The organism is Streptomyces sp. NPDC127595 (genome assembly GCF_042671685.1).
Taxonomy (GTDB): Bacteria; Actinomycetota; Actinomycetes; order Streptomycetales; family Streptomycetaceae; genus Streptomyces.
Window position 1 is genome coordinate 279,922 of the sequence record NZ_JBHXWK010000005.1, and the last position, 26,438, is coordinate 306,359.

At 71.1% G+C, this 26,438-nt stretch carries 22 protein-coding genes; 12 read left to right on the forward strand and 10 right to left on the reverse strand.

What is annotated here, in order from left to right; genetic code table 11:
• The first annotated feature begins 8 nt into the window (after positions 1–8).
• The 6 genes from ACFVKT_RS18280 to ACFVKT_RS18305 all read left to right on the forward strand — a co-directional run bounded on the left by ACFVKT_RS18280 (position 9) and on the right by ACFVKT_RS18305 (position 7,328).
• A complete protein-coding gene (locus tag ACFVKT_RS18280; protein WP_385733166.1) occupies positions 9–1,391 on the forward strand; it encodes an O-antigen ligase family protein in 1,383 nt (460 codons plus the stop codon).
• Between the two features lie 656 nt (positions 1,392–2,047).
• The gene (gene murJ / locus ACFVKT_RS18285; RefSeq protein ID WP_385732586.1) at positions 2,048–3,673 is read left to right on the forward strand and encodes a murein biosynthesis integral membrane protein MurJ; all 1,626 of its coding nucleotides are present in this window, start codon (positions 2,048–2,050) and stop codon (positions 3,671–3,673) included.
• Complete coding sequence (locus ACFVKT_RS18290) at positions 3,657–4,415, forward strand: polysaccharide deacetylase family protein (protein ID WP_385732588.1); 759 nt, start codon at positions 3,657–3,659, stop codon at positions 4,413–4,415. The genes murJ and ACFVKT_RS18290 overlap by 17 nt, the downstream gene beginning before the upstream one ends.
• Positions 4,415–5,527 carry a glycosyltransferase gene (locus ACFVKT_RS18295; protein WP_385732590.1) on the forward strand — a complete coding sequence of 371 codons (1,113 nt, stop codon included), beginning with the start codon at positions 4,415–4,417 and terminating at the stop codon, positions 5,525–5,527. The genes ACFVKT_RS18290 and ACFVKT_RS18295 overlap by 1 nt, the downstream gene beginning before the upstream one ends.
• A gap of 17 nt (positions 5,528–5,544) precedes the next feature.
• The gene (locus ACFVKT_RS18300; RefSeq protein WP_385732592.1) at positions 5,545–6,201 is read left to right on the forward strand and encodes a lipopolysaccharide biosynthesis protein; all 657 of its coding nucleotides are present in this window, start codon (positions 5,545–5,547) and stop codon (positions 6,199–6,201) included.
• Positions 6,198–7,328, forward strand: a complete 1,131-nt coding sequence (locus ACFVKT_RS18305) for a GNAT family N-acetyltransferase (RefSeq protein WP_385732594.1) — start codon at positions 6,198–6,200, stop codon at positions 7,326–7,328. Before ACFVKT_RS18300 ends, ACFVKT_RS18305 begins: the two co-directional genes overlap by 4 nt.
• Before the next feature lie 31 nt (positions 7,329–7,359).
• Here ACFVKT_RS18305 and ACFVKT_RS18310 read toward each other — a convergent pair whose 3' ends face one another.
• Entirely contained in the window at positions 7,360–8,682 is a 1,323-nt protein-coding gene (locus tag ACFVKT_RS18310; RefSeq protein WP_385732595.1) for a glycoside hydrolase family 26 protein, read from the reverse strand.
• Between the two features lie 181 nt (positions 8,683–8,863).
• On the opposite strand from ACFVKT_RS18310, the gene ACFVKT_RS18315 reads away from it, so the two are divergent.
• Entirely contained in the window at positions 8,864–10,126 is a 1,263-nt protein-coding gene (locus tag ACFVKT_RS18315; protein WP_385732597.1) for an ATP-grasp domain-containing protein, read from the forward strand.
• On the forward strand, positions 10,126–11,373 hold the full coding sequence (locus tag ACFVKT_RS18320) for an NAD(P)/FAD-dependent oxidoreductase (RefSeq protein WP_385732599.1): 1,248 nt from the start codon (positions 10,126–10,128) through the stop codon (positions 11,371–11,373). The genes ACFVKT_RS18315 and ACFVKT_RS18320 overlap by 1 nt, the downstream gene beginning before the upstream one ends.
• Before the next feature lie 46 nt (positions 11,374–11,419).
• Here ACFVKT_RS18320 and ACFVKT_RS18325 read toward each other — a convergent pair whose 3' ends face one another.
• The 3 genes from ACFVKT_RS18325 to ACFVKT_RS18335 form a co-directional block, all read right to left on the reverse strand.
• On the reverse strand, positions 11,420–12,304 hold the full coding sequence (locus ACFVKT_RS18325) for a chaplin (protein WP_385732601.1): 885 nt from the start codon (positions 12,302–12,304) through the stop codon (positions 11,420–11,422).
• 105 nt (positions 12,305–12,409) lie between these two features.
• The gene (locus tag ACFVKT_RS18330) at positions 12,410–12,601 is read right to left on the reverse strand and encodes a chaplin (protein WP_385733168.1); all 192 of its coding nucleotides are present in this window, start codon (positions 12,599–12,601) and stop codon (positions 12,410–12,412) included.
• 288 nt (positions 12,602–12,889) lie between these two features.
• On the reverse strand, positions 12,890–13,300 hold the full coding sequence (locus tag ACFVKT_RS18335) for a rodlin (RefSeq protein ID WP_385732603.1): 411 nt from the start codon (positions 13,298–13,300) through the stop codon (positions 12,890–12,892).
• Positions 13,301–13,561: 261 nt separating this feature from the next.
• On the opposite strand from ACFVKT_RS18335, the gene ACFVKT_RS18340 reads away from it, so the two are divergent.
• Both ACFVKT_RS18340 and ACFVKT_RS18345 read left to right on the forward strand, forming a co-directional pair.
• On the forward strand, positions 13,562–13,972 hold the full coding sequence (locus ACFVKT_RS18340; protein ID WP_385732605.1) for a rodlin: 411 nt from the start codon (positions 13,562–13,564) through the stop codon (positions 13,970–13,972).
• A gap of 260 nt (positions 13,973–14,232) precedes the next feature.
• Positions 14,233–14,640 (forward strand): rodlin, encoded by a 408-nt coding sequence (locus ACFVKT_RS18345; RefSeq protein WP_385732607.1) that lies wholly within the window; start codon positions 14,233–14,235, stop codon positions 14,638–14,640.
• A gap of 73 nt (positions 14,641–14,713) precedes the next feature.
• On the opposite strand, the gene ACFVKT_RS18350 is transcribed toward ACFVKT_RS18345, so the two are convergent.
• The gene (locus ACFVKT_RS18350) at positions 14,714–16,633 is read right to left on the reverse strand and encodes an AMP-dependent synthetase/ligase (RefSeq protein WP_385732609.1); all 1,920 of its coding nucleotides are present in this window, start codon (positions 16,631–16,633) and stop codon (positions 14,714–14,716) included.
• 82 nt (positions 16,634–16,715) lie between these two features.
• On the reverse strand, positions 16,716–17,525 hold the full coding sequence (locus tag ACFVKT_RS18355; protein ID WP_385732611.1) for an SDR family NAD(P)-dependent oxidoreductase: 810 nt from the start codon (positions 17,523–17,525) through the stop codon (positions 16,716–16,718).
• 182 nt (positions 17,526–17,707) lie between these two features.
• Between ACFVKT_RS18355 and ACFVKT_RS18360 the strand changes: the two genes are divergently transcribed.
• Positions 17,708–18,283, forward strand: a complete 576-nt coding sequence (locus tag ACFVKT_RS18360) for a TetR/AcrR family transcriptional regulator (protein ID WP_385732613.1) — start codon at positions 17,708–17,710, stop codon at positions 18,281–18,283.
• A gap of 1 nt (position 18,284) precedes the next feature.
• Here the strand turns inward: ACFVKT_RS18360 and ACFVKT_RS18365 are convergent, their stop codons facing one another.
• From ACFVKT_RS18365 to ACFVKT_RS18380, 4 genes are all read right to left on the reverse strand, one after another.
• Positions 18,285–19,859 (reverse strand): von Willebrand factor type A domain-containing protein, encoded by a 1,575-nt coding sequence (locus ACFVKT_RS18365; RefSeq protein WP_385732615.1) that lies wholly within the window; start codon positions 19,857–19,859, stop codon positions 18,285–18,287.
• Between the two features lie 153 nt (positions 19,860–20,012).
• Positions 20,013–20,876, reverse strand: coding sequence for an ABC transporter permease (locus tag ACFVKT_RS18370; protein WP_385732617.1), 864 nt, complete (start codon positions 20,874–20,876; stop codon positions 20,013–20,015).
• Entirely contained in the window at positions 20,873–23,530 is a 2,658-nt protein-coding gene (locus ACFVKT_RS18375; RefSeq protein ID WP_385732619.1) for an alpha/beta fold hydrolase, read from the reverse strand. The genes ACFVKT_RS18370 and ACFVKT_RS18375 overlap by 4 nt, the downstream gene beginning before the upstream one ends.
• A 180-nt stretch (positions 23,531–23,710) precedes the next feature.
• Positions 23,711–25,120, reverse strand: coding sequence for an APC family permease (locus tag ACFVKT_RS18380; RefSeq protein ID WP_385732621.1), 1,410 nt, complete (start codon positions 25,118–25,120; stop codon positions 23,711–23,713).
• A 427-nt stretch (positions 25,121–25,547) separates the two neighbouring features.
• Between ACFVKT_RS18380 and ACFVKT_RS18385 the strand changes: the two genes are divergently transcribed.
• On the forward strand, positions 25,548–26,390 hold the full coding sequence (locus ACFVKT_RS18385) for a hypothetical protein (RefSeq protein ID WP_385732623.1): 843 nt from the start codon (positions 25,548–25,550) through the stop codon (positions 26,388–26,390).
• Positions 26,391–26,438: the final 48 nt, after the last annotated feature.

Consider the following 26,438-nt stretch of genomic DNA (forward strand, 5'->3'; position numbering starts at 1 on the left):
GCCAAGTCCTGCCCCTCTCACCCCTGGGCACGCTGACGTCCGTCCTCGGGCGGGCGCTGCCCGTGCTGCCCGTCGTCGCCGTGATCGCCCTGCTCGGGCTGCCGGTCGCGCCGGGCGGCGAGGGTGGCGCGACGGTGGCCGACGCCGTCTCCGGGCTGGTCGTGCTCTGCTGCGCGGTGCGTCTCGTACGAGGCCGGCGGCGCCCCCTGTCCCGTACGGCGGCGGTGGTCATCGGGCTGCCCGTGGTCGGTATCGCGGTCGCGGCGGCCGGGGCGGCGAGCCCCGGGGCCGGGATCACCGGTCTCGCCCGCTACCTCCAGGTGTTCGTGCTGGTCCCCGCGGCGGTACTGCTGCTGGTGCGGGACCGGCGTGACTTCCGGCTGCTGGCCTGGTCGTTCGTCGGACTCGCGCTGTGGCAGGGGGCGATCGGGGTGCACCAGTACGTCACCGGGACCGGCGCCTCGTACCAGGGCGAGGACATCCGGGCGGTGGGCACGTTCGGGGCCTCCGACATCATGGGGATGGCGACCGTGGTGGCGTTCGGGCTGGTGTGTGCGGTGGGGCTGGCGCTCGGGTCGGGCGCCGCCCGGCAGCGGACGGCCGCCGTGGTGTGTTCGCTGGTGCTGCTGCTGCCGCTCGCGCTGTCTTTCAGCCGGGGCGCGTGGATCGCCACGGCGGCGGCGTGCGGGGCGCAGTTGGTGCTGGCCGGGCTGCGGCGGGCGGTGAAGGTGGGCGCGGCGGTGGCCGCCTCGGTGGTGATCCTCGTCGGCGGCTTCGGCGTCGGCTCCGCGATGCTCCAGGAGCGGATCAGCAGCATCACGCAGGTCACCGACGCGCCGGACCAGTCGGTGACCGACCGGTACACGATGTGGGCGGCAGCCGCAGACATGTGGCGTGAACACCCCCTGACCGGCGTCGGTTTGAAGGGCTTCCCCGACCACCGCGACGGCCACGCCTCTCTCGCGCTCTCCTCGGGCAGCGACACCGGAGGCGCGGGCGCCGCCTTCCGCAAGCAGCCGCTGCTCTCCCCGCACAACATGTACCTCCTCGTCCTGAGCGAACAGGGACTGATCGGCCTGCTCACCCTCGCGGGCAGCTGGCTGGCACTCCTGGCGTGCGCGCTGCGGGGGCTCGTAGGCGTGCGGCGGACTCCGCCTGTCCAGGGAGCTCCCTCGGGCCTCGACTGCGCGCTGGTCGCGTGCGGGCTGCTCGGCTGGCAGTTGATCGACTTCATGTACGCGGACATCGGCGGGCCCTCGACCGTACTGACCGCCGTCTGCTTCGGGCTCGTGGGCTGGTGGGCGCTGATGGACCCGGCTTCCTCGGCACCGGCGTCGCCGTCGCGTTCGGTGGCGGCTCCGGGATCACTGGAGGAGGCCTCGGCGCGATGACGATGACGCCGCCTCGGGCCGGGGCCGAGGGTGGGGCGGGTGGCGAGATCGACGGCGCATCCGGGCCTACGGTCAGCGGTACGGGGCGCAGCGCGGTGGCGCGCACAGCAGGGGCCGGCCGAGTTTCCGACACGACGGGCGGCAGCGCGGTGGCGCGACCGGCTGGTGCCGGCAAAGCTCCGGGCACGACCGGCGGCAGCGTCGTGGCGCGCCCGGTCGGCGTCGGCAACGCTCCAGGCACGACCGGCAGCAGCACGGTGGCACGCCCAGCCGACGCCGCCAAGGTTGCGGGCACGACAGGCAATAGCACGGGGACGTACACGACCAACACCGGCACGGCTGCGGGTACAACCAGCGGCAGCATGGTGGCGCGCGCAGGCAGCGTCGGCAAAGGCACGGGCACAACCACTCCCAGCGCCGTGGCGCGGCCGGCCAACGCCCACAACGCTCCAGGCACAACCGACGCGAGCACGGTGGCGCACGCGGAAGGCACAGGCACAACCGCTCCCAGCCCCGTTACACGGCAGGCCAACGCCCGCAAGGCTCCAGGCACGACAGGCAACAGCGCGGTGGCGCGCCCAACCGACCCCGGCAAAGGTCCGGGCGCACCCGAGCCAAGCGCGGCCGCTAGTAGCGGCAGCGGTTCCCAGGGGCGCGTGGCATCCGTCCCCCTCCCCGCCGCCCGTACCGCGCCCCCGGCCACCCCGAAGCCGGATGACCCGGCCTCCTCCTCCAGTCGCTTCCTCGCCAAGGCCGCCCTCATCACCGTGGCGCTGTCCATCGCCGGCGCGCTGCTGGGCCTCGGCAGGGACCAGGCGTTGGCGCATCTGTTCGGGGCCGGGTCGGAGACGGACGCGTTCCTGGTGGCGTGGACGGTGCCGGAGTTCGCGTCGACGCTGCTGATCGAGGACGGGCTGGCCTTCATCCTCATCCCGGCGTTCAGCATGGCGGTCGCGCGGCGGGCGCAGGGAGCCGCGGGCGATCCGGTCCGTGCGCTGGTCGCCAGTACGCTGCCCCGGCTGTCGCTGGCCTTCGTGGCCGCCTGTGCGCTGCTGATCGTCGGGGCGCCCTATCTGGTCGAGGCACTCGCACCCGGTCTGCCCGATCCCCAACTGGCCGTGGACTGCACCCGGTTGACGGCGACCTGTGTCCTGGGCTTCGGCTTCGCCGGGTACTGCAGCGCGGTGCTGCGGGCGCACCGGCGGTTCGTCGCGCCCGCGGTCATCTACGTGGCGTACAACACCGGGATCATCACGGCGATGTTCGTCCTTGGCGGTCACTGGGGCGTGCGCTCGGCGGCCCTCGGGGTCGCGGTCGGCAGCGGACTCATGGTGGCGGCCCAGGCGCCCTCGCTGTGGCGGCAGCTCAGGCGCAAGCAGGTGGCGGCCGAAGACCTGGGCGCCGTCGAAGAGGCACGCCCGATGGACCTGAGCCTCGTCACCACGGTGCTGCTCTTCGCCCTGTGCCGTCAGTCCCAGGTCCTCATCGAACGCTTCCTGGCCTCCTCGCTGCCCGCCGGCGCCATCTCGCATCTGAACTACGCCCAGAAAGTGGCCCAGATGCCGATGGTGCTCTCGCTGATGCTGTGCACGGTCACCTTCCCGGTGGTCGCGCAGGCGATCGCCGAGGGCGACACCGAGCGCGCCCGCAACCGCGTGGAGCGCGACCTCGCACTGGTCTCCTGCACGGTGCTCCTGGGCGCGGCGGTGGTCGTCGCGTGCGCGCCCCAGATGATCCAACTGCTGTTCCAGCGAGGCGCGTTCACCGCGCAGGACACAGCGGCCACCGCCTCCGTCATGCGCGTGTACGCCCTCGGGCTGCTCGGCCACACCCTGGTCGGCGCGCTCGTCCGCTCGTACTTCTCGGGCGGGCGGCCCACCTGGTACCCGCTGTTCGCGATGACCGTGGGGATCATCGCGACCTCGTGGGTCGGCGCGCTGACCGTCGGTTCCTGGGGCGTGCTGGGGATCGCCGCCGCCAACGCCCTCGGCATCACCATCAGCGCCGTGTTCCTGCTGTACGGCATGGGCCCGCGCAGCGTGCCCATCCGCACCCGCCAAGTGCTGGCCGAGATCAGCAAACCGGTGCGCGCGGCCGTGGTCGCCGCCGTGGCGGGCGGGCTCTGCGCCGGCCGCGTGGACTCCCCCGTACTCGCTCTTCTCACCGGCGGCACAGTCGTGACCGTCGTCTTCGCCCTGCTCGCCTGGGCCCTGGGGGTCCAGGGCTTCGCACCCGCCCTCCGTTCGCTCACACAAAGGCTCCCGCATGCCCGTTTCCGCTGACGCCGCCCCCGCCTCCAGACGCCTCGACACGACGGCCCCGTGGGTGGCCATGTACCACTCGGTGGGCGACCCCTCCGACGACCCGTACCGCATCACGGTCTCCCCGGACCGCCTCGACCAGCAGCTGACCTGGCTGCGGCGGCGCGGCCTGCGGGGCGTGAGCATGAGCGACCTGCTCGCGGCCCGCGCCCGGGGCAAGGGCCGCGACCTCGTCGGTCTCACCTTCGACGACGGGTACGCCGACTTCGTCGAGAACGCCCTGCCGGTCCTGCAGCGCCACGACTGCGGCGCCACCCTCTTCGTGCTGCCCGGCCGGCTGAGCGGCGACAACGCCTGGGACCCGCTCGGCCCCCGCAAACCGCTGCTGAGCAAGCAGGGCATCCGGCTCGCCGCCGCCTCCGTGGGCATCGAGATCGGCTCGCACGGGCTCACCCACGTCGACCTCACCCAGGCCGACGACGCCCTCGTGTACGCCGAGGTCGCCGAAAGCAGAGCAGTGCTCTCGGAGTTGATCGGTGCTCACGTCGAGGGCTTCTGCTATCCGTACGGGACGATCGACCAGCGGGTCGTGGACGCCGTACGGAACGCCGGATACACGTATGCCTGCGCGATCGATCCCGGCCCGCTGACCGGCCCGCACGCCCTCCCCCGCGTCCATATCGGCGAGAACGACACCGCCGTACGCCTGCTCCTGAAGCTCAAGCTGCACCGCCTGCGTCGGCGTCCGGCCGAGGGGATCTGATGAAGGCCCTGCACATCATCACGGGCCTCGGAGTCGGCGGCGCGGAGCAGCAACTCAGGCTGCTGCTGCGCCACTTGCCGGTCGACTGTGATGTCGTCACCCTCACCAACCCGGGCACGGTCGCCGACGGGCTCACCGACGACGGCGTGCGCGTCACCCACCTCGGCATGGCCGGCAACCGCGACCTCGCCGCGCTCCCCCGGCTGGTGAAGCTGATCCGCGCGGGCCAGTACGACCTGGTGCACACGCACCTCTACCGGGCCTGCGTGTACGGCCGGCTCGCCGCGCGCCTCGCGGGAGTGCGGGCCGTCGTGGCCACCGAACACTCCCTCGGCGACTCCCAGATGGAGGGGCGCAGGCTGAGCGCGGGCGTGCGGGCGCTGTACCTGGCCAGCGAGCGGCTCGGCCGGTCGACCGTCGCCGTCTCGCCGACCGTAGCCGACCGGCTGCGCCGCTGGGGCGTGCCCGCACCGCGCATCGAGGTCGTCCCGAACGGCATCGACCTGGCCCGCTTCCGCTTCGACCCGGCGCTGCGCGAGCGCACCCGGCGCCGGCTCGGACTGCCGGAAGGGGCGTACGTCGTCGGTGGCGTCGGCAGGCTCACGGCAGGCAAGCGGTTCGACGTACTCATCCGCGCGCTGGCCGAACTGCCCAGCGACTACTGGCTGTTGCTCGTCGGCGGCGGCGCGGAGGAGAGCGTGCTGCGGCGGACGGCGCAGCAGGCCGGGATCGCGGACCGGGTGCTGTTCACCGGCGAGCGCCCCACCGGCGGCCTGCCTGGCGCGGATCTGCCGTCGCTGATAGCGGCCATGGATGTCCTCGCCTCACCCTGCGCCGAGGAGGCGTTCGGGCTGGCCGTCGTCGAGGCGATGGCGGCCGGACTGCCCGTGCTGTACGTCTCCTGCCCGGCCGTCGAGGACCTGCCGGCCCAAGCGGGCCTCAGCGCCCGCCGGGTCCAGGGCGGCTCGGACTCGTTCGCCCGCGCCCTGCGGAAGGTCCGCGAGGAGGGCCCAGCCCCCCGCTCGGTACCGGAAGCCGCCCACCACTACTGCATCACCCGCAGCGCCGCACAGCTCATGGACGTGTACGCGGCCGCTGTGACCCGCACCTGACTGGGAGTGAGTTCCTGATGACCGAAAACCCCACCAGAGGCCTCCGCCCGAACGCGGCGGCCATCGCCCGCGCGAAGACCATGCCCCCCTGGTCGCTGCTCGCCGCCGGCGCCGTGATCGGCGGGCTGCTCGGCGGCGCGTTCGGGGTCGTGAAGGCGCCGATGTACACGGCCACGAGTTACGTCGTCGCCGTACCGACCGAGAAGTCGGACCCGGCGGCCGCCCTCGGCTTCGCCCAGGCGTACGGCCGGGTCGCCACCCAGCTCGCCGTGCTCGGCGACGCGCAGGTGTGGGCCGGTGTGCCGGTGAAGACGCTCCAGGAGAGCGTGCAGACCGCGACCTCCCCGGACGCCCCCATGGTCTCCGTCTCGGCCACCTCCTCGCGCCCCGACCTCGCCGCCGACATGGCCAACGCCGTCTCGCGCGCACTGACCCGGCACGCGAACGACGCCAAGGCCGACACGAACGTCGAACTCCAGCAGTTCGCCCGTGCCACGAAGCCCACCGAGGCGTCCTCGGCCTCGCCGGGCGTGACCGGTCTGGTCGGCGCGAGCGCGGGCGGCCTGCTCGGCGGCCTCGTACTGCTCGTCCGTCCCCGACGCACCGTGGACGCCGCCCACCCGGCCTCCGTGCCGAGCCCCGCCACGGCCGCCGATGTGCGCGGGCAGATGTGAGCGGCACGCTGCAAACCGTCGTCGCCGGGACGCTGGTGGCCGAACTCGTCACCGACGAGCGCGAGTTCGCCGAGCTCGGCCCGGCCTGGGGCCGCCTGTACCGGAGTTGTGCCACCGCGACCCCGTTCCAGAGTCACGCCTGGCTGCACTCCTGGTGGCTCTCCTACGGCACCCCCGGCCGACTGCGGCTGGTGCTCGTGCGTGATGACGACGGCGAACTGCGGGCGGTGGCGCCGCTGATGCGCGTACGCCGTCCGCTGCCCGCACTCGTACCGCTCGGCGGGGCGATCTCGGACTACGGGGACGTCCTCATCGACGACGAGCACGCCGACCGGGCGGCGGCCACACTCACCGAGGGGCTGTCCGCGGCCGCCCGCACCGCTCTCATCGACTTCCGCGAGGTACGGCCCGGCGGCGCGGTGGAGCGGATCTTCGAGCGCTGGCGCGGGCCGCGCAGCCGGGTACGGGACTCGCTCTGCCTGGAGCTGCCGGGCACCTCGATGGACGAACTGGTCGGCCGGCTGCCCTCCTCGAAGGCCCAGCGGGTGCGGGCCAAGCTGCGCAAGCTCAGCGCGCTCGGGATCGAGCAGCGCGTCGTACGCCCTGACGAGGTGGACGCGGCGCTGCGGCGGCTGCTCGAACTGCATCAACTGCAGTGGCAGGGACGGAAGGTGACGTCCGAACACCTTCAGGAGAGGTTCTCCGAGCATCTGGTCCGGTCGGTCGGTCCGATGGTGCGCTCGGGGGACGCGGTGGTCACCGAGTTCCGGCTCGACGACACCGTGATGGCCGTGGACCTCACGCTGCTGTCGCGGCGCCTGGCGGGCGGCTATCTGTACGGCGCCCACCCGCAGCTGCGTGAGCGGAAGGCGGATGTCGCGGTGATACTGCTCAACGCCTGCGCCCAGCACACCGAGACGGGTGGACGCGCGGCGCTGAGCCTGCTGCGCGGCGACGAGCCCTACAAGCACCACTGGCGCCCGGACCCCGTCGTCAACCAGCGCCTGCTGCTCGCCCGGCGGCGAACGGCGCCGCTGATGTCGGCGGTCGTCTGCGACGTCGCCGCGCGCAGCCGGGGCAAGGAGCTTCTGCGACGCTGGAGGGAGCGCGGTGGCGGCAGTCCGTGAACGACCCACCGCCACCGCTCTCCTGCCCGCCTCACCTGTCGCGCGACCACCAGTCGAAGCGGAGGCAGAGCTTCCCGCCGATCCAGTACTCGACCCAGTCACCCAGCTGCACCGGGGAGCAGTTGGGCGGGGGCACCGGGTTGGGCGGCGGAGTCGGCTTGGGCGTGGGAACGGGCGTGGGAACCGGAACGGGTGTGGGAACCGTGTGGCCGGACAGCGCCGAGCGGTAGATCTCGGACGCCTTCGGATTGTCCGCGCACTGCCACACACCGTGCGGGCAGTAGTCGGTGACCGTGTTGTACAGCGGCTTGTGCTCGTCCATCCACGCGAGCATGCGCTTCATGTACGCCGCGTTGTCACCGTTGCGGAAGAGTCCCCATTCAGGATAGGAAATGGGCTTGCCGTGGGATTTGGCGAAGTCCACGTGCTCCTGAAGCCCGTAAGGCTCTTTCACCTGCTCGTCGAATGACAGCCCCGACGGCTGGTCGTACGAATCCATACCGATGATGTCGACCGTGTCGTCCCCCGGATAGCACTGCGTCCAGGGGATGGCGTCCCGGCCGCGGTTCGGGGTGAAGTCGAACCGGAATTTCTGTCCCGGCACCGCCCGCATGGTGGTGACGATTCTGTTCCAGTACTTCTTCCAGGCCTCCGGGTCGGGACCGCAGCGATGGGTGTAGGTAATGCCGTTCATTTCCCAGCCGAGCACGATGACGGTGTCCGGAACCTTCAGTTCGACCAGCCGCTCCGCCAGCGCGCGGAAGTGTTTGTCGAACGCTCCGGCGGCGGCCTGGCGCAGCAGCACCCGGACCTCGGCGTCGGACACGCGCCCCTCGTTGCGCTCCATCATCGGCACGTTGAGGACGAGCATCCGGTCGTCCTGCTCGAGCCGCCAGTCCGCCCAGACATCGAGGAATCCGGGGGCGCCCTCGATGTTGCTCCACCGGTCGCCGGGCAGATACGTGTGCCCGACGCGGAGTTCGGTGCCGCCCAGCCATTTGCTGAGCTCGGCGATCCGGGCGACACCGCGGGCGCCGTAGTCCAGGTAGGCGCCGAACGCGGGTGCCTTTTCGGCCGGCTTCGGTTCGGTCGTGGCCGTGGGAGTCACGGGTGTCGTAGGTGCGGTTGGTGTCGCGGGTGCGGTAGGTGTCGCGGGTGGCGTGAGTGGTGCGGGCGTCACAGGTGTCGTCGCCGGGGTCACCGAGGCCGGTGTCGGCGCCGGCGGATCGTCGACTCCCACCACCCCGGCGCCCACGGCGTATCCCGGACCCGACGCCAGGGCGACCGACGCGACGATGCCGGCCGCGACGCACGCCAGCCGCCTGCTCCGGAGCCGTTGCTGCTGAGGGGCCATGCCTGCTCCTCTCTCCACTCTCTGTTCCGACGGCACATTCCGTCTTCCGGTACTCCGATTTGCCTTCTGGCTACTTCTGCCTACTGACACTCAGTCATATGAATACCCATTCCGCCAACCGAGGCTCCGGCCTTTGTGTGCGCCGATCACCCGCACGGGTGACCGACCCGAAGGAAATTCCGTGCCGTTTCTCGACACCCGCGTCCCCGCCGTGCTTCTACGGATCGACCGGAACCCCTTTCACCACGGAACGCTGGGCGCCGCACGCTCACTCGGCAGAGCGGGCGTGGAGGTCCATGTGGTCGCCGATTCAACGGGAAGTCCCGTCCGCAGGTCGCGTTTTGTCTCCGAGATGCATCCCCCGCCACCGCCCGGCGCATCCACCGGAGAAATCGTCACCGCATTGCGCCGAGTGGCCGCGCGCGTATCCCGTCCCGCCGTACTCATCCCGATGGATGACGCGAGCGCCGTCGCCGTCGGCCACTGCCGTGAACACCTCGCCCCCTCGTATCTGCTGCCGCAGCAGCCCGACACGCTCGCCGAGCGCGTGGCCGACAAGGCCGAACTGGCCGCCGTGTGCGAGAGCGCGGGCGTTCCGCACCCGGTGACGCTGATCCCGGACAGCCCGGCGCAGGCGGTCGCGGCCGCCTGGCAGTTGGGGCTGCCGGTGGTGGCGAAATGGAGCCGCCCCTGGCTGGTGCCCGGCGGGTCGGGGCTGCGCAGCACGGTGGTGGTGCGCTCGCCGCAGGAGGCGCAGGCACTGTATCTGCGCGCCGAGGAGGCGGGCAGCCGCCTGCTGTTGCAGGCGTTCCTGCCGCCGGGTCCCGACCGCGACTGGTTCTTCCACGGGTACGCCGACCGGTCCGGGGCGGTGTCCGGAGGCGGGCCCGGCCGCAAGCAGCGCGCCTGGCCGCGCGGCGCCGGACTGACCGCGGTCGGCCGCTGGACCCCCAACCCGCAGCTCCAGTCGCTCGTCGAACAGCTCATCGGCGCGCTGGGCTACCGCGGCGTCTTCGACCTCGACTTCCGCAGGGACGGCGCGAGCGGCCGCTACCACCTGCTCGACTTCAACCCCCGCCCCGGCGCCCAGTTCCGGCTCTTCGCCGACGGGGCCGGCCTGGATGTCGTACGCGCCCTGCACCTGGACCTGACACACCGTCCGCTGCCGGACCCGGCGCCGCTTCCCGGCCGCACGTTCGTGGTGGAGAACTACGCCCCGCTCAGCGCGCTGCTCCTCCGGCCCGAAGGCTGCGAGCTGGCCTGGCACGCACGGGACGACCTCGCGCCCGGGCTCACGATGTGGGCCCTGTGGGGCCGCCATGTGGTCCGGCGCCTGCTGGACCGCGTACGGCGTTCGGCGCCTGTCGCCGATCGGCCGCGGGTCGTTCGACAGCCGGGCACCCCGGCTCCCCTGACCGACGACGAGAAAGCGAGTAGCTGCTGATGTACGACCTCCTGGTGGTGGGAGCCGGCCCGTACGGCCTGTCCGTCGCCTCCCACGCCGCGGCGGCGGGGCTGAGCCTGCGCGTCCTCGGCCGGCCCATGGCGTCCTGGCGGGACCACATGCCCCGCGGCATGTTCCTGAAGTCGGAGCCGTGGGCGTCGAACCTCTCCGACCCCGCGGGCCGCTGGCGCCTCGACACCTACTGCGCCGGTCAGGGCGTCCAGGCCCGGCACGGCGAGCCCATCCCGGTCGAGATGTTCGCCTCGTACGGCCTGTGGTTCGCCCGCAACGCGGTGCCCGAGGTCGACGAGCGCACGGTGGTCCGGGTGAGCTGCGTCCCCGGCGGCTTCGAGGCGGTCGTGGACGACGGCGAGATCCTGCACGCCCGCACGGTCGTCCTCGCCATCGGCGTGCTGCCGTTCGTCGAGGTACCGGCCGCCCTGCGCGAGCTCGATCCCTCGTACGTCTCGCACAGCAGTCACCACGGTGACCTCGACCGTTTCCGCGGCCAGGACGTCACCGTGATCGGCGGCGGCCAGGCGGCGCTGGAGACGGCGGCCATCCTCGCCGAACAGGGCACCCGCGTCCGGGTCCTGGCCCGCGCCGACGAGCTGAACTGGAACGACGTGCCGCCCGCCTGGGAGCGCCCGTGGTGGGAGTCGGCCCGCGCCCCGCACAGCGGCCTGGGCCCCGGCTGGCGCAACTGGTTCTACGCCGAGCGCCCCGGCCTCTTCCGCCGCCTCCCGGAGGCCACCCGCGCCCGGATCACGGCCACGGCCCTGGGACCGGCGGGCGCCTGGTGGGTACGCGACCGCGTCGAGCCGGCCGTCGAACTGCTGCTTGGCCACCAGGTCGCGGCGGCCTACCCGTCCGGAAACGGCGTACGCCTGGAGACGGTGAGCGGCGGCGGTGAACTGACGACTCTGGAGACCGAACACGTCATCGCCGCCACGGGGTTCAGGGCGACCCGCGAACGGCTCGGCCTGCTCGCAGACGAGTTGCGCGGGGACCTGGCCGCGGTGGCCGACGGTTCCCCCGAGGTCGGCCGGGACTTCGAGTCCTCGGTGCCCGGCCTCTTCATGGCGGGCCTGGTGACGGCGTCCGGCTTCGGCCCGGCGATGCGCTTCGTGCACGGCGCCGCGTTCACGGCCCAGACGCTCGTACGAGGGGTACGGCGGCGGCTGCGCACGATGCCTGTGCCGGTACCGCACCGGCGGCGCGAGGTCCCGGACCCGGTTCGGCGATGACACGGGCTCGGGTGCCGGGCGCGTAACGCGTCCGGCACCCGGAGTGCTACCGACGGGAGGCGGCTCGGCCTCGTCGGTACAGGACGGTTCCGCCCACGAGAAGGGCGGCGCTGGCGGCCGAGGTCGCGAGCAGTCCCTCACTGCCGGTGTGCGGCAGGGCGGGCGGGGTCCCGGGGGGAGTCTTGCGCGGGGTGCCGGGGACGGTAGGGGGAGTTGTGCTGGGCGGGGTGGTGGTTGTGGGGGGTGTCTTCGTCGGCGGCGTCGTGGGAGGCGTCGTCGGCGGTTTGGTCGGTGGGAGCGTCGGCGGTGTGGTGGGAGGTGTGGTCGTCGGGGGCGTGGTCGGCGGAGTGTCGCCGTAGCCCGCGGGGCCGTTGCCGCAGTCGTTGCCGAACGTGGGGTTGCCTACGCCGACCGCGTCCGCCGTGTTGCCGCACGCGTTCACCGGCACGTCCACCGGGGCCTGGACGTTGCCGCCCGACAGGACGCCGGGCGAGCCGTACGTCTCGCCGTGCGCCGTGGAGCCGGAGCCAGCACCGGTGCCGCCGCCCTGGTCACCGCCATGGCTACCCGGGTGACCGCCACCCGAGTGGCCGGAACCGGAGCCGTAGCCCGACGAGTCGTCGGCGCCGGAGCTGTGCGGCGCACCGTGGGAACCGTGGGAACCGTGGGAACCGTGGGAACCCGAACCCGAGCCGTTGGCACAGGAGTTCCCGAACGCCGGGTTGAGCACGCCGATCACGTCGACGGTGTTGCCACAGGCGTTCACCGGTACGTTCACCGGAAGCTGGAGGTTGTTGCCCGACCCCACGCCGGGCGAGTCCTGGGCGCTTCCGTTCGCGTTCGAGTCGGCGAAGGCGGGCGTGCCGTACAGGGACAGGATGCTCGTCGCGGCCGCGGCCACGACCATTCCCTTGCTCAGGGTCTGTCGCAATCTCTTGCCTTCCTGCTCGATGAAGTGAGGAAAGCCGGCCCTGGAACCGAAAGGCGTTCCAAGGCCGGCTGTGACCCAGCCGATGTGGCTGCTGTGACGTCTGCGTCAGTCGTTGACGCAGGTGTTGCCGAACGCGGGGTTCAGCAGGGCGATGACGTTGATCGAGTTGCCGCACACGTTGACCGGAACGTGGACGGGGACCTGGACCACGTTGCCCGAGAGGACACCCGGCGAACCGACGGCCGCACCCTCGGCTCCGGCGTCCGCGAACGCGGGGGAGGCGAGTCCCAGGGCCATGATCGCGCCCGCGACGACAGCAGCGCTCTTCTTGAGCTTCACGTGCTTTCCCTTCTCTGCGGTCATGCCCCTATGTCGGCCGAAACCGAGCGAGCACAACATGAACGGCTCGCACCATGACCTGCAGCCTGTAAACGAGGGACAGCCGACCGAAGAAACTACACAACGTAAGCCGCTTGGGAATTCACTCGAATCGCCCTGCGGCAGAACGGGAAGACAATTGCGGAAAAGCCCGGGCCCGCCCATGCGTCAACACGCCGGGCGGCCCGAGCCTTTTCGGGGTATCGGTCAGCCGTTGCCGATGCCGTTGCCGGACAGGACCGGGATGTCGTCCAGGATGTGCGACAGCGGCTCGTCGCCCTTGGCCTGGGTCGAGTTCTCGGCGCACTGCTGGTTCTGCGGGGCCGACAGGATCGGGATGTCCTGGACGGCGACTCCGCCGATGAGGGCGGCTCCGCCCACGTTGCCCTTGACGGGCACACCGAGGCAGAGCTTGTTCAGCGAGCCCTGAGCCAGGCTCAGCTGCGGGCTCTTGTCGCCCTTGGTCTTGGAGTTGCCGAACTGCTGGACCGCACCGTTTCCACTGACCGAAGTGGTTCCGTTGTCGTCACCGATGGCAAGCGCCTGAGGGGCAGCCGCCGCCGAGATACCGACCACGGAGGCGGCGACCGCCGCCGCGGCCATTGCCTTCTTAAGCATTTCGCGTTCCTTTCCTGGCAGACACACGTGTTCCTGCTCTCGCATCAACCGGGCCACGCCTGAATGGTTGCGATGCTTCACCCGAATGGCCCGTTCGGCGTGGGGCGGCCCCTGGGAATCGAGCGCGAATACAAATGGCGCGGGCATGCCGGAATCACTCTTCGATGTGGGCCATCGGAGTGAATGAGAGCAACCAAGAACGGCCGGGGCAGTTGACCAGAGCGCTCCGGTGGACGGGGTTTCTCCAGAAGGGACTAGCTAGTGATCAAGAAGGTTATGGCTGCTGCGGCGGTCGCCGCTTCCGTCGTCGGTGCATCCGCTGCCGCCGCGACGCCGGCGCTGGCGATCGGGAACGACGGTGGCACGACGTCCACCAGCGGCAACGGCGCCGTGCAGTCTTACGGCAACTCGGCCACCTACGGCCACATGAGCCCGCAGATGGCGCTCATCCAGGGCTCGCTCAACAAGCCCTGTGTCGGTCTGCCGGCCAAGCTCAACCTCGGTGGAGCCGCCCTCATCGGCGGTGTCGCGCTGCAGGACATCCCGGTCCTGTCGGCCCCGCAGAACCAGCAGTGTGTCGAGAACTCGACCCAGGCCAAGGGCGACGAGCCGCTGTCGCACATCCTGGACGACATCCCGGTCCTGTCCGGCAACGGTGTCGGCAACAAGTAGTTCTCTTCGGAGTTCGCACCGACGGGCCGCCGGTTTCCCGGTGGCCCGTCGGCTTGTGGTTCACGAACTGGCGGCCTGTCCGCTTGTGGTTCACGAACCGCCGGCCCGTCCGCTTGTGGTTCACGAACTGACGCGCCCCTGAGGGGCGTTCTCAAAAACATGCTGGGCCAAACGGGGCATAACCCGCAACCCCGGCAGGGGCTACACAGTTGATCATCACGCAGCTCCTCACTGGAGTCCGCTTTCCGAAGGGAATGAACATGAAGAAGCTGTGGGCAACCGCCGCTATTGCCGCTTCCGTCGCTGGTATCTCGGCCGGGGTCGCCCCCCAGGCCCTGGCGATCGGCAACGACAACGGCACCACGTCCACCAGCGGCAACGGCGCGGTCCAGGAGTTCGGCAACTCCAAGACCGAGGGCGACATGAGCCCGCAGCTCTCGCTCATCCAGGGTTCGCTCAACAAGCCCTGCATCGGCCTGCCCGCGAAGGTCAACGCCGGCGGCATCGCGGGCATCGGCGGCGTCGCCGTCCAGGACATCCCGATCCTGTCGGCCCCGCAGAACCAGCAGTGTGTCGAGAACTCGACCCAGGCCAAGGGCGACGAGCCGCTGTCGCACATCCTGGACAACATCCCGGTCCTGTCCGGCAACGGCACCGGCAACCACTGATCGCAGCACCGGTAGAGCGGGCCGTCGAGCACCATCGGCGGCCCGCTTTCCCATGCCCTGGGCACCTGAGTTCTCAGCCCCCGTACAGCGCCTCGATCTCCTCCGCGTACGCCGCCGTCACCGCGTGGCGTCTGACCTTCAGGGACGGGGTGAGCAGTCCGTTGTCCTCGGTGAACTCGCCTGCCACCAGGGTGAAGCGGCGGATGGACTCGGCGCGCGAGACCGCCTGATTCGCGTGGTCGACGGCTTTCTGGACCTCGGCGCGCATCCGGGGGTCGGCCGCGAGCGCGGACAGCGAAGTGTCGGCGGGCAGGTCGCGTACGGCGAGCCAGTGGGCGACGGACTCGGGGTCCAGGGTGATCAGGGCGGCGACGTAGGGGCGGTTGTCGCCGACGACGACGCACTGGCCGACGGGCGAGCGGCTGCGCAGGCGGTCCTCCAGGACGGCGGGTGAGACGTTCTTGCCGCCCGAGGTGACCAGCAGGTCCTTCTTGCGGCCGGTGATGGTGAGGTAGCCGTCGTCGTCGAGGGCGCCGAGGTCGCCGGTGGCGAACCAGTCGTCCCGCAGGACCGCGTCCGTGGCCGCCGGGTTGTTCCAGTAGGCGCCGAAGACGACACCTCCCTTGATGAGGACCTCGCCGTCGTCGGCGATGCGGATGGCGGTGCCGGGGACCGGGAGGCCGACGGTGCCCGGGCGGGGGCGCAGGGGCGGGACGATCGTCGCCGCCGCCGTGGTCTCGGTGAGGCCGTAGCCCTCGTAGACGATGATTCCGGCGGCGTGGAAGAAGAGGTTGAGGTCGCGGTCGAGCGGGGAGCCGCCGCTGATGGCATAGCGGGCCCGGCCGCCGAGTTCCTTGCGGATACGGCGGTAGACCAGCAGGTCGTAGAGCGCCCAGGCGGCGTAGAGGCCCGGTCCTGGTCCCTTGCCCGTCCCCAGGAACTTGTTCAGGTACGCCTCGCCGAAGCGGACGCCGATGCGGTCGGCGCGGTCGAAGGAGGCTCCGCGGCCGATCTTCTCGGCGGTCGCGCGGCCGGTGTGGTGGATCTTCTCGAAGAGGTAGGGGACGCCGACCAGGAAGGTCGGTCTGAACTCCCTGAGGGCGGGGCGGAGTTCGGCGGGCTTGATGCTCGGGCAGTGGCCCACCTCGATGCGGGCCATCAGGCATGCGATCTGGAGGGTGCGGCCCATGATGTGGGCGAGCGGGAGGAAGAGGAGGGTCGAGGCGGTCTGGCCTGTGACCTCCTCGAAGACGGGGTGCAGCAGCTCGACCGTGTTGGCGGCCTCGGCGTGCAGGTTGGCGTGGGTGAGGACGCAGCCCTTGGGCCGGCCGGTGGTTCCGGAGGTGTAGCAGATGGTGGCGATGGAGTCGGGGGTGAGGGCGGCGCGGCGCTTGACCACTTCCTCGTCGGTGATGTCCCGGCCCAGGGCGGCGAGTTCGGCCATGGCATGCGCGTCCAGCGTCCAGACGCGCGGGAGTTCGGCGTGCCGGGCCGTGGCGGTGGTCACGGTGTCCGCGTTCTCCGAAGTCTCGACGATCACGAAGTGTGCGCCCGAGTCCCTGACGATCCACTCCACTTGCTCGGCGGACGAGGTCGCGTAGACGGGGACGCTCTGGCCGCCCGCCGCCCAGATCGCGAAGTCGAGGACCGTCCACTCGTAGCGCGTACGGGACATCACCGCGACCCGGCCGCCCGGTTCGAGCCCGGCCGCGATCAACCCCTTTGCGGTGGCGGTGACTTCGCGGGCGAAGGACGCCGCGGTCACCGGGAGCCAGGTGCCGTGTTCCTGGCGGCGCAGGACGACGGTTTCCGGGAACTCGGCCGCGTTGGTGAAGGGCAGGTCGGCGGTGCTGCCGGTGGTGGGTGGCTGGACCAGGAGCGGGGTGCGGGCCTCTCGGACGGTGCCGGTCGAGTCCCTGGTCAGCTCCACCTCGGTGCCGGACGCGAGGCCGGTGCGCTTCCCGGCCCGCTTCAGGTCCTTGCGTACGCCCATGACGGCTCCCGGTCGCAGGGTGCTGAACGGGGGTCAACTTACCCAGGCGTGACGGTGATTCAACGGGCTGTGCCTGGCCGGTTCAGCTGGTCGCGGGTGCGGAGGACTCCGGCTCCAGCACCTTGCGTGTGACGCGCTCGCCGATCGCCGCCACCAGGGTGCGCGGGCGGCGCGGGTTCAGGTGGGCGCCGAGTGCGTTGCCCAGTCCCGGGGTGATGTACGCGCGGTCGCGGTCGAGGGCGCGCAGGGCCGCGCGGACGACCGGTTCCGAGGGGGACACAGAGCCCATCGCGGCCTTGCGGGTGCCGATCGCCTCGAAGAAGCCCGTCTCGACCGGCCCCGGGCACAGGGCGGTGACCCGGATGCCGCGGCCTCGGTACTCCTGGCGCAGCGCCAGCGAGAAGTTGAGGACGAAGGACTTGGTGGCGCCGTAGACCGCGAAGTACGGGGACGGCTGGTAGCCCGCTGTGGAGCCGACGTTGAGGACGGCTCCGGAGCCGCGCTCCAGCATGCCGGGGAGCACGGCGTGGGTGAGGTCGACGAGGGCGACGACGTTGACCATGATCTCGTCGTGCTCGCGGCGCGGGTCGATCTCCGCGAAGCGGCCGCAGGTGCCGAAGCCGGCGTTGTTGACCAGCAGGTCGACGGTGAGACCGCGGGCGGTGAGGGCCTCGGCGACGCGGTCGGCGGCATCGGGGTCGGCGAGGTCGTGGGGCAGCACGTGCGCCTGGACGCCGTACGTCGTACGCAGCCGGTCGGCCAGTTCTTCGAGGCGGTCCCGGGAGCGGGCGAGAAGGATCACGTCGTGGCCGCGGGCGGCGAGCTGGGTGGCGAACTCGGCGCCCAGCCCGGAGGAGGCCCCGGTGATGAGGGCGGTGGATGTGGTGGTCATGGCTGTTCCCCTTCAGAAGGTCGGGGTGATGACGAGTCGAACGGTCGAACGTCTAACTAAGACACTACTGTAGCTCTTATTCTTCTAATTGCAACAGAGCTGATTCACTTCTATGGAAAACCGCGACCGAGGCGTATCATCTACGTCCAGTGGGATCAGGAAACGACGGAGTGGAGGTGCCCATGGGCCGAGCGCTGCGAGCCGATGCCGAGCGCAGTGTGCGCGTGATTCTGGAGGCGGCCGAGGGAGTGCTCGCCGCCGATCCGGGCGCGTCCATGGAGCAGATCGCCGAGGCCGCCGGGGTGGCCAGGACGACGGTCCACCGGCGTTTCGCCAGTCGGCAGGCGCTGATCGAGGCGCTCGCCGAGTCGGCCGTACGGCAGCTCACTCAGGCCATCGAGGACGCGCGGCCCGACACCACACCGCCGCTGGTCGCGCTGCACCGCGTCACGGCCAACGTGCTGCGGATCAAGGGGGCTTGGAGCTATGCCCTGGGGCGGCCGAGCGACGAGGGCGGCGCCGCCGCGGCGGGCTGGGACCAGGTCGGGGCGCGCTGCGCCGAACTCCTGGGGCGTGCCAAGGCCGAGGGCCTGCTCGACCCGGCCGCGGACCTGGAGTGGGTCCGCCGCGTCTACTACGCCCTGATCGGCGAGGCCCTGCACGACGACGAGCGGCCGGACCCCGATCCCGACGCCCTGGCGACGCTCGTCGTCGACACACTGCTGTACGGCGCCGGGCGGCGGACCGGCGCCGGCTGACTCAGCGCCTCATGCCGGCCGCTGTGCCGATGGCTTCGGCGAGTTCGCGTACCGCCTTGTCCTCTGTGCTGTCCGCCAACTCGTCCGCGCGGGAACTGAGTTCGCTCAGGGGGAGGCTGCCCGGGAGTCGTGTCCAGCGGTCGTCCCCCTGGCGGAGGGCGTCGGCGAAGTACGCGGCTACCGCGGCGACCTGGAGGCCGTCGGAGGAGGTCCAGAGGTTGTCGTCTAGGTCGGCGGCCTCCAGCTGGCCGGACTCCTCGTGCGGGGAGCGGGTTTCGGGGTCGAGCCAGCGGACGCTCGCCGTGGCGAGGTGGCCGGAGGCGCCGGGCTCGGTGCGGACCGCGTAGAGGGCGGTCACCGTGTGGCCGGGGCCGACCTCGCCGCCGTCCACGCGGTCGTCGCGGAAGTCCTCGTCGGCTACCTGGCGGTTGTCGTAGCCGATGAGCCGGAACTGCTCGACCGTCTCCGGGTCGAAGGCGACCTGTGCCTTGGCGTCGCGGGCGGTGAGGTCGATGTTCTTCGGGAGTTCCTCGCAGAAGACCTCACGGGCGTCCTCGGTGTCCGAGACGTACGTCGTGTGGCCGTCGCCCTTGTCGGCGAGTTGCTCCATCAGGTCGTCGCCGTAGTCGCTGCCGACGCCGACGCCGAAGAGGGTGATGCCGTGTTCGCGGCGGTTGTCCGCGATGCGCTCCAGGATCGTGTCGGCGTCGGTGTCGCCGGTGTTGGCGAGGGCGTCGGAGACGAGGACGACGCGGTTGGTGGCGCCCTCACGCAGGCCTTCGGTGGCGGTGGCGTAGCCGGTTTCGACGCCGGCGCCGAGGTTGGTCGACGACTGGGGTTCCAGGCTGTCGACGGCGTCGTGGACGCGGCCTCGGTGATCGCCGAGCCGGGTCATGGGCAGGACGGTCTCGGCCTCGTCGCTGAAGGTGACCAGGGCGACCGAGTCGTCGTCGCGGAGGCGGTCCGTCATCACGTCGAGGGAGTCCTTGGCCAGGTCGAGGCGGCCCGGTTCGTCCATGGAGCCGGAGACGTCGATGACGAACGTGAGGGCGGCGGGCGGGCGTTCGTCGTCGTCCTCCTCCGCGCGGGTGGCGAGGCCGACCCGGACGAGCGACCAGTCCTCGTCGTCGGTGCGGGCGCCGTCGACGGTGACCGAGAATCCGTTGCCGTCGGGGCGTTCGTAGTCCTGGCGGAAGCTGTTGACGAACTCCTCGGGGCGGATCGTCGACGGGTCGGGCATCCTGCCGTCCGCGAGGGTGCGGCGGGCGTAGCCGTACGAGGCGGTGTCGACGTCCAGGGCGAAGGTGGAGAGATAGTCGGGGGACGGGGCGAACTCGCGGCCCTCGTCGCCCTGTTGCTCGCCGCTCTGTTCGCCTTGGGTGGCGCCCGAGGAGTAGGCGGGGGCGGGCAGCGGTGCCGTGCCGTCGTTCCGGTCCGTCGAGAAGCCGTGCTCACCGCCGCCCCCGCTGCAGCCGGTGAGCAGGAGAGCGCCCGCAGTTGTCAGAGTGAGCAGCGTGCCGTGCAGCCGACGACTACGGGTGGTGGCAGCCCTCGCCCGTATGTGGTCCTTCCCCATCTGTGCCCCCTCGGTGAGCGGCCCGTATATGGGCCGACGTCTGTGACTGTGACGTCCGAGGGGGCCGGGATGTGCGCTACGGAGCGTTGCGGATGGATCTCGAAGCGGCCACGGCGGGCGGCCGCCGAGACCGGTAGGTGATCCTCCGGAGACCTACGACACGATGTCCTTGCGCCGGAAACCCCGGAAGGCCAGGGCAAACAGGACGAGGGCGTACGTTACCGAAATCGCGGCGCCCTGGATCATGCCTGACCACTCCAGTTGCGGCTGGACGGCGTCCGCCCAGGCGAACTGCCAGTGCGCGGGCAGGAAGTCGCGCCAGTGGCCGAGAGCCGTGACGGCGTCCAGTACGTTCCCCACGATGGTCAGACCGACGGCTCCGCCGACCGCGCCCAGGGGAGCGTCCGTCTTGGTCGACAGCCAGAACGCGAGCCCCGCGGTGACCAGTTGGGAGACGAAGATGTACGCCACCACGACCAGCAGCCGCTGCGCCGCGGTACCCGCGGAGAGCGCGCCGCCGGTGGGAATCTCCAGCGGGCCCCAGCCGTAGGCCGCGGTGCCGACCAGCAGTGCGACGATCGGCAGCAGCACCATGGCGGCGAGGCTGAGGCCCAGCGCGACGGTCAGCTTGGACCACAGCAGCCGGGCCCGGGGCACGGGCGCCGCCAGCAGATAGCGCAGCGAGGACCAGCTCGCCTCGGAGGCGATGGTGTCCCCGCAGAACAGCGCGACGGGGATCACCAGCAGAAATCCCGCGGAGACGAAGAGGTTCACCGCGGCGAAGTTCGCGCCCGACGCGGTGGCCGTGTCCATCAGGGTGATCTGGTTGCCCCGCCCGTCCGGAGTACCGCCGATCGCGAAGGCCGCGACCAGCACGAAGGGCAGCACCGTGAGGATCGCGCCCATGACGAGGGTGCGGCGGCGCTTGAGCTGCCGGATGAGTTCGACGCGCAGCGGCAGGGTCCGGCGCGCCCGGTATCCGTCGGCCGTCTCGGCCCGCTCGACGAGGGTGCTCATGCGTTGCCCCCGATCAGGGTGAGGAAGGCGTCTTCGAGCCGGCGGTGCGGGCCCACCGATTCCACGGGTACTTCGAGCCGTACGAGCTCCACGACCAGGCGCTGTGCGCTGCCGCCGGGATCGAGCCGGACCAGGATCCCGTCGTCGGTGACGACGGCCGAGGCCACGCCCGGCAGCGCACCGACCTTCTCGGCGACCGGCTCGTCCACGCGGGAACCCGTGCCGATGAGCAGGGTGTCGCCGGAGCCGACGATCTCGGACACCGGGCCCGCCTGTATCAGCCGTCCACGGTCCATGACCACCAGGTGGGTGCAGGTCTGCTCGACCTCGGCCAGCAGGTGGCTGGAGACGATGACCGTGCGCCCGGCGGCGGCGTAGCGGATCATCACCTCGCGCATCTCGCGGATCTGCGGCGGGTCCAGGCCGTTGGTGGGTTCGTCGAGGATCAGCAGGTCCGGGAGGCCGAGCATGGCCTGCGCGATGGCCAGGCGCTGGCGCATGCCCTGGGAGTAGGTGCGGACCGCGCGGGCCAGCGCGTCGCCGAGGCCCGCGATCTCCAGGGCCTCCTCCAGGTGGGCGTCCTCGGGCGGACGGCCGGTGGCCTGCCAGTACAGCTTCAGGTTGTCGCGGCCCGAGAGGTGCGGGAGGAAGCCCGCGCCCTCGACGAAGGCGCCGACCCGGGACAGGACCGGTGCACCCGGCTGGATCTCGTGGCCGAAGACGCGGATCTCGCCGCCGTCCGGCTTGATCAGGCCCATCAGCATGCGCAGGGTGGTCGTCTTGCCCGCGCCGTTCGGCCCGAGGAGGCCCAGGACCTGGCCCTTCTCCACGCGGAACGACAGCTCCCGTACCGCGTACCGGTCCGCCGACTTCGCGTACCGCTTGCTCAAGTCGGTGATCTGGAGCGGGACTTCGGCCAGCTCGGGGTCGGGCGGCGCTGCGGTCGTACGGCGGCGGCCGGTCAGCAGCAGGACCAGGGCGGCCAGCGCTCCGGCGAGCGGCAGCCACCACACCCAGGAGGGGAGCGACGCGGCGGCCGTCGTCACGGCGGGGGCGGTGGGGACGTGCAGGTCGCTCTTCAGGGAGACCGTGTACGTCGCCGGGGCGCCCGGTGAGGCGTAGCCGAGGTCCGTCGAGGCCAGGACCAGGCGCAGCCGGTGGCCCTCCTGCACCTCGTAGTCGATGGCTGGCAAGGTGACGGTGACGTCCTTGCCCGCCTTGGCTCCCTCGACCCGGATCGGAGTCACCAGCTGGGAGGGGAGCACCTGTTGACCGCCGCCGGGGCCGACGTCGTACACCTTCGCGAAGAGGACGGCCTCGTCGGTGCTGGAGGTGACGTGCACCGTCACCGTGGGCGATCCGGTGATCCGCAGGTCGCTGCCGAGGGACGACGACTGGAACTGCGCGTACTGGCCCGGGAAGTCGAGGGACACCCCGACGCCGAGGGAGGAGAGCTGGGAGAGGCCGCCCGCGCCGCCGAGGCCGGGGAGGGCCGAGATGGCGGGCGGGTTCGCGCCCGCGGGGTTCTCGAAGCTCTGCTCGCGTCCGGCCAGCTCCACGGCGTGCTCGCCGCTCTCCAGGCCGGGGTAGGTGTCGCCGCTCGCGCCCCGGAGCAGTGCGGCGCCGTCGGTGGAGTCGACGCCTCCGGTGCGGGTGACGCGGAACGCGGGGCCGGTGTCGACGCCCGTCTCGTCCTTCAGATACCGGTCGAACCAGGAGCTGACCCGGGCCTGGACGCGGTCCGCCTCCAGGTCGCCGCCGTCATGGCCGCCGGAGATCCAGTCGACGTCCACGGGTGCGCCGTTGGCGCGGAGCTGCCTGGCCATGGCGTCGGCCTGGCCGAGCGGGAAGAGGGAGTCGGTCTGGCCCTGCACGATGAGGGTCGGCACCTTGATGCGGTCGCCGACCGCGGAGGGGCTGCGCTCCTCAAGGAGCTGGGTGGCCGCCGCGTCCGGCTTTCCGGACTCGGCCACGCGGTTGTACATCTCGCACAGCTGGGTCTCGAACTTGTCGCAGCCGCCGCCGGAGTTGATGAAGATGCCGGCCCAGAGCTTCTTGAAGACGCCGTTCGGGAAGAGGGCGTCCGACAGGTTCCAGTAGGTGATCTCCGGGGCGATCGCGTCCACCCGCTGGTCATAGGCGGCGGCCTCCAGGGCGACCGCCCCGCCGTACGAGGCGCCGGTGACGCCCACGCGCGGGTCACCGGGCTTGTCGAGCTGGACCTCCGGGCGCTTCGCCAGCCAGTCGATGAGCTTGGAGACGTCGGCGACCTCGCCGTTCGGGTCGTTCAGCCCGATCTTGCCCGTGGACCTGCCGAAGCCGCGCGCCGACCAGGTCAGCACCGCGTAGCCGTCCCGCGCGAGCTGCTCGGCCTGTGCCTTGACGTCGTCCTTGCTGCCGCCGAAGCCGTGCCCGAGGAGTACGGCTGGGCGGCGGTCCGTGCTCGGGCCCGCAGTGAAGTACGAGGTGTCGATGCGCACCCCGTCGCCCATGTCCATGAGGCGGTCGGCGCGCTGTACGGACGGGGCGTCGTCGGAGGCGACGGCCGTCCACGTCCCGGCGCCGGCGAGCACCACGACGGCGGCCGCGGCGGCGATCCACCGTCGCGGCCGCCGCAGTGTGGGCACCCGAGGTCGGGGCAGTCGAAGATCCATGCGTCAACGGTAAGGCCCACCACTGTCAACCGATGCCGCCGCCGGTCTGAACCCCCGCCCCTCCCACGGGAGTACGGCCCGGGCCCGGCATACCGCGACCGTGGTACGAGCGGCCGGGGACCGGCTGCCCGATCACCTGGCTGTCCGACCGGCCTCCTGCCCGGCTGTCCGACCGTCCGGTTACGCCCGTGCGTCCTCCGGGATCGACACCAGCCACCGGGTCTCGCGGCGAGGCCGCAGGTAGAAGGCCCAGTACAGGGTGGCGGCGGCCACGATGCCGCCGGTCCACAGGAGGTACTCGGCCTCCTGCATGCTGAGGATGTAGGCGAGGACGGCGATCAGGAGGACCGGTACGGCGGGCCACAGGGGCATGCGCCAGGCGGGTGTGTGGGTGTGCGGGCCGCGCCGGGCGAACAGTGCGGCGACCGCGACGAGCAGGTACATACCGGTCACCGAGACGCCCGTGACGCCGTACAGGGTGTCCAGGTTGACGAAGCAGAGGGCCGCGCCGGGGACGCCGACCAGGAGGGTGGCGACCCACGGGGAGCCGAAGCGGCCGAGCCTGGACAGGACGCCGTTGACCGGTTCGGGCCAGGCCTTGTCGCGGGCCGAGGCGAACAGGACGCGGGAGTTCTGGATGACCATGACGATGCCGGCGTTGATGATCGCGAGGGCCACACAGAGGCTGACGAAGGTGCCGACGGCGGAGTTCGACCAGGCGGTGACCATGGTGCTGATGTCGCCGCCGGTGAGGGCGGAGAGGTCGGGGGCGCCCATGGTGATCGCGACGACCGGGACCAGGATGATCACCGTCGAGATTGCGAGGGTGGCCAGCACCGTGCGGGCGACGTTGCGGCGCGGGTTCTCCAGCTCCTCGGAGAGGTAGACCGCGGTCGAGAAGCCCTGGGTGATGAAGAGGGCGATCGCGAGTCCGGAGATGACCAGCATGGCCGTCACGGTGTCGGTGTGACCGCCGGATCCGGCCACCTGCATCGAGGTGAGGCTGCCGAGGCCGCGCTCGCTGTGCGAGAAGCCGAGGACCGCCACCACGGCCGCCGCGATGACTTCGAGGACCAGGAAGACGCCGGTGATCCAGGCGTTGGCGCGCAGGTCGAGCAGGCCCGCGAGGGTGGCGAGCAGCATCACGCCGGCGCCCGCCATCGAGGGGTTCAGATGCACGATCGGCGCCAGATAGTCCGCCGTGCCCATGGCGATCACCGGCGGCACGATCATGACGACCAGGAGGGAGAGGACGAAGACCAGCCAGCCCGCGAGCCGGCCGGCCATCGTCGAGACCATGGCGTACTCGCCGCCCGCGCTGGGGATGAGGGTGCCCAGCTCCGAGTAGCAGAACGCCACCGCTATACAGAGCAGTGAGCCGATCGCGATGGTGAGCGCGGTCGCCGTGCCGAGGGACGAGAAGAGGTCGGGCACGACCACGAAGAGCGTGGAGGCGGGCGTCACGCAGGAGAGCGTCAGCAGGGTGCCGCCGACGATGCCGATGGAGCGCTTGAGCTTGCGGGGGCCGTCGGGCGCCGTGGGGGCGGTGTCCGGGACGGCGGTCTCGACAGGGCGGAGCGTGTCGGTCATGCGGCGGTTCCGATCGACTCGTGTCGTACGTCAGATGGCTCGGGCGGGAGCGTTATCGCCTCCGGCGGCTCGCTTCGTTCATCTCTTCGTCCGCTCCCGGCGTTGATGGAACCTTGACGGAAACCGTTGCGTCAATGGCCGTTTACCTACGGAATCCGCAATAGCGGAGCGTCGCAGGTCACATCGCTTTCCCAGGCATCCACATCTGCATGTCGCAATCATCAATACAGATCAGAATGTGACCTTGCTTTCGAAGGCATTCGGGATCAAAAGCCTTCACCATCCGTTTCCTCACCCATGTGCGATAACCGCAGTGGCGAGGCTGAAACTCGCGAGGAATATTCCGCTGCTCCGGACGCCTACCGAACAGTAGAGTCCTGCTCCACAGGGGAAGCACAAAGGGGAAGCACAACCAGGGGTGGGGCACATGAAGCACATACGCATGGCGGTCTGGGCCGGGGTGACCGCGGCCGCGCTGGCCGGGACCGCCGGATGCGGCGGGGCGAGCACGGAGAAGGCGGCCGAGGCGGTCAGTCACGCCGACACGATCTTCGCGGCGCTGGGGCGGGCGACGGACCGGACCGAGGCGCTCGGCTCCGCCGAGGTCAGGATGTCCACCGACGTCGGCAACGGCAGCCCGATCGCCATGGAGGGCACGTACTCCTGGGGCGACGGTTACGCCTACGACGTCGAGATGGACACCGAGGCGGCTCAGATGGAGACGCTCACCGACGACCCGACGATCCACTGTCTGCTCGTGGACGGCGCCTACTACTACGACACCGACCCGCAGCCCTCCGGCCCGCTCAAGGGCAAGGAGTGGATGAAGGTCGACGCGTCGGCGATGCTCGGCGAGCAGGGCGCCAAGGCGCTCAGCGGGAGTGGTGGCGGCAGCCCCGCGGCCTCGATGAGAAGCCTCAAGTACGCGAACGACGTCGAGGATCTCGGCACGGAGACGGTGAACGGGCAGAGCACCACGCACTACCGGGCCGAGATCGACGCCGCCCGGATGGACAAGTTCAGGGCGGCCAACGGCGAGGACAACGCCTTCGACGCGGTGACCGGCGGCAGCGGCTCAACGACCACGGACATCTGGGTCGGCGCCGAGGACCTGCCCGTCCGCCTGAAGCAGCGGATCGGCACCATGACGGTCACCATGGACTTCCTGAAGTTCGGTGCCACCGCCGAGATCGAGGCCCCGCCGGCCGCACAGACCGGCGACCTCACCGAAGCGGTCAAGGACGCCTACGCGCAACAGGGCACCGGCTGAGCCGGAACACACCGGTGCCCCGCTCCACAAGGACGCGGGGCACCGAGG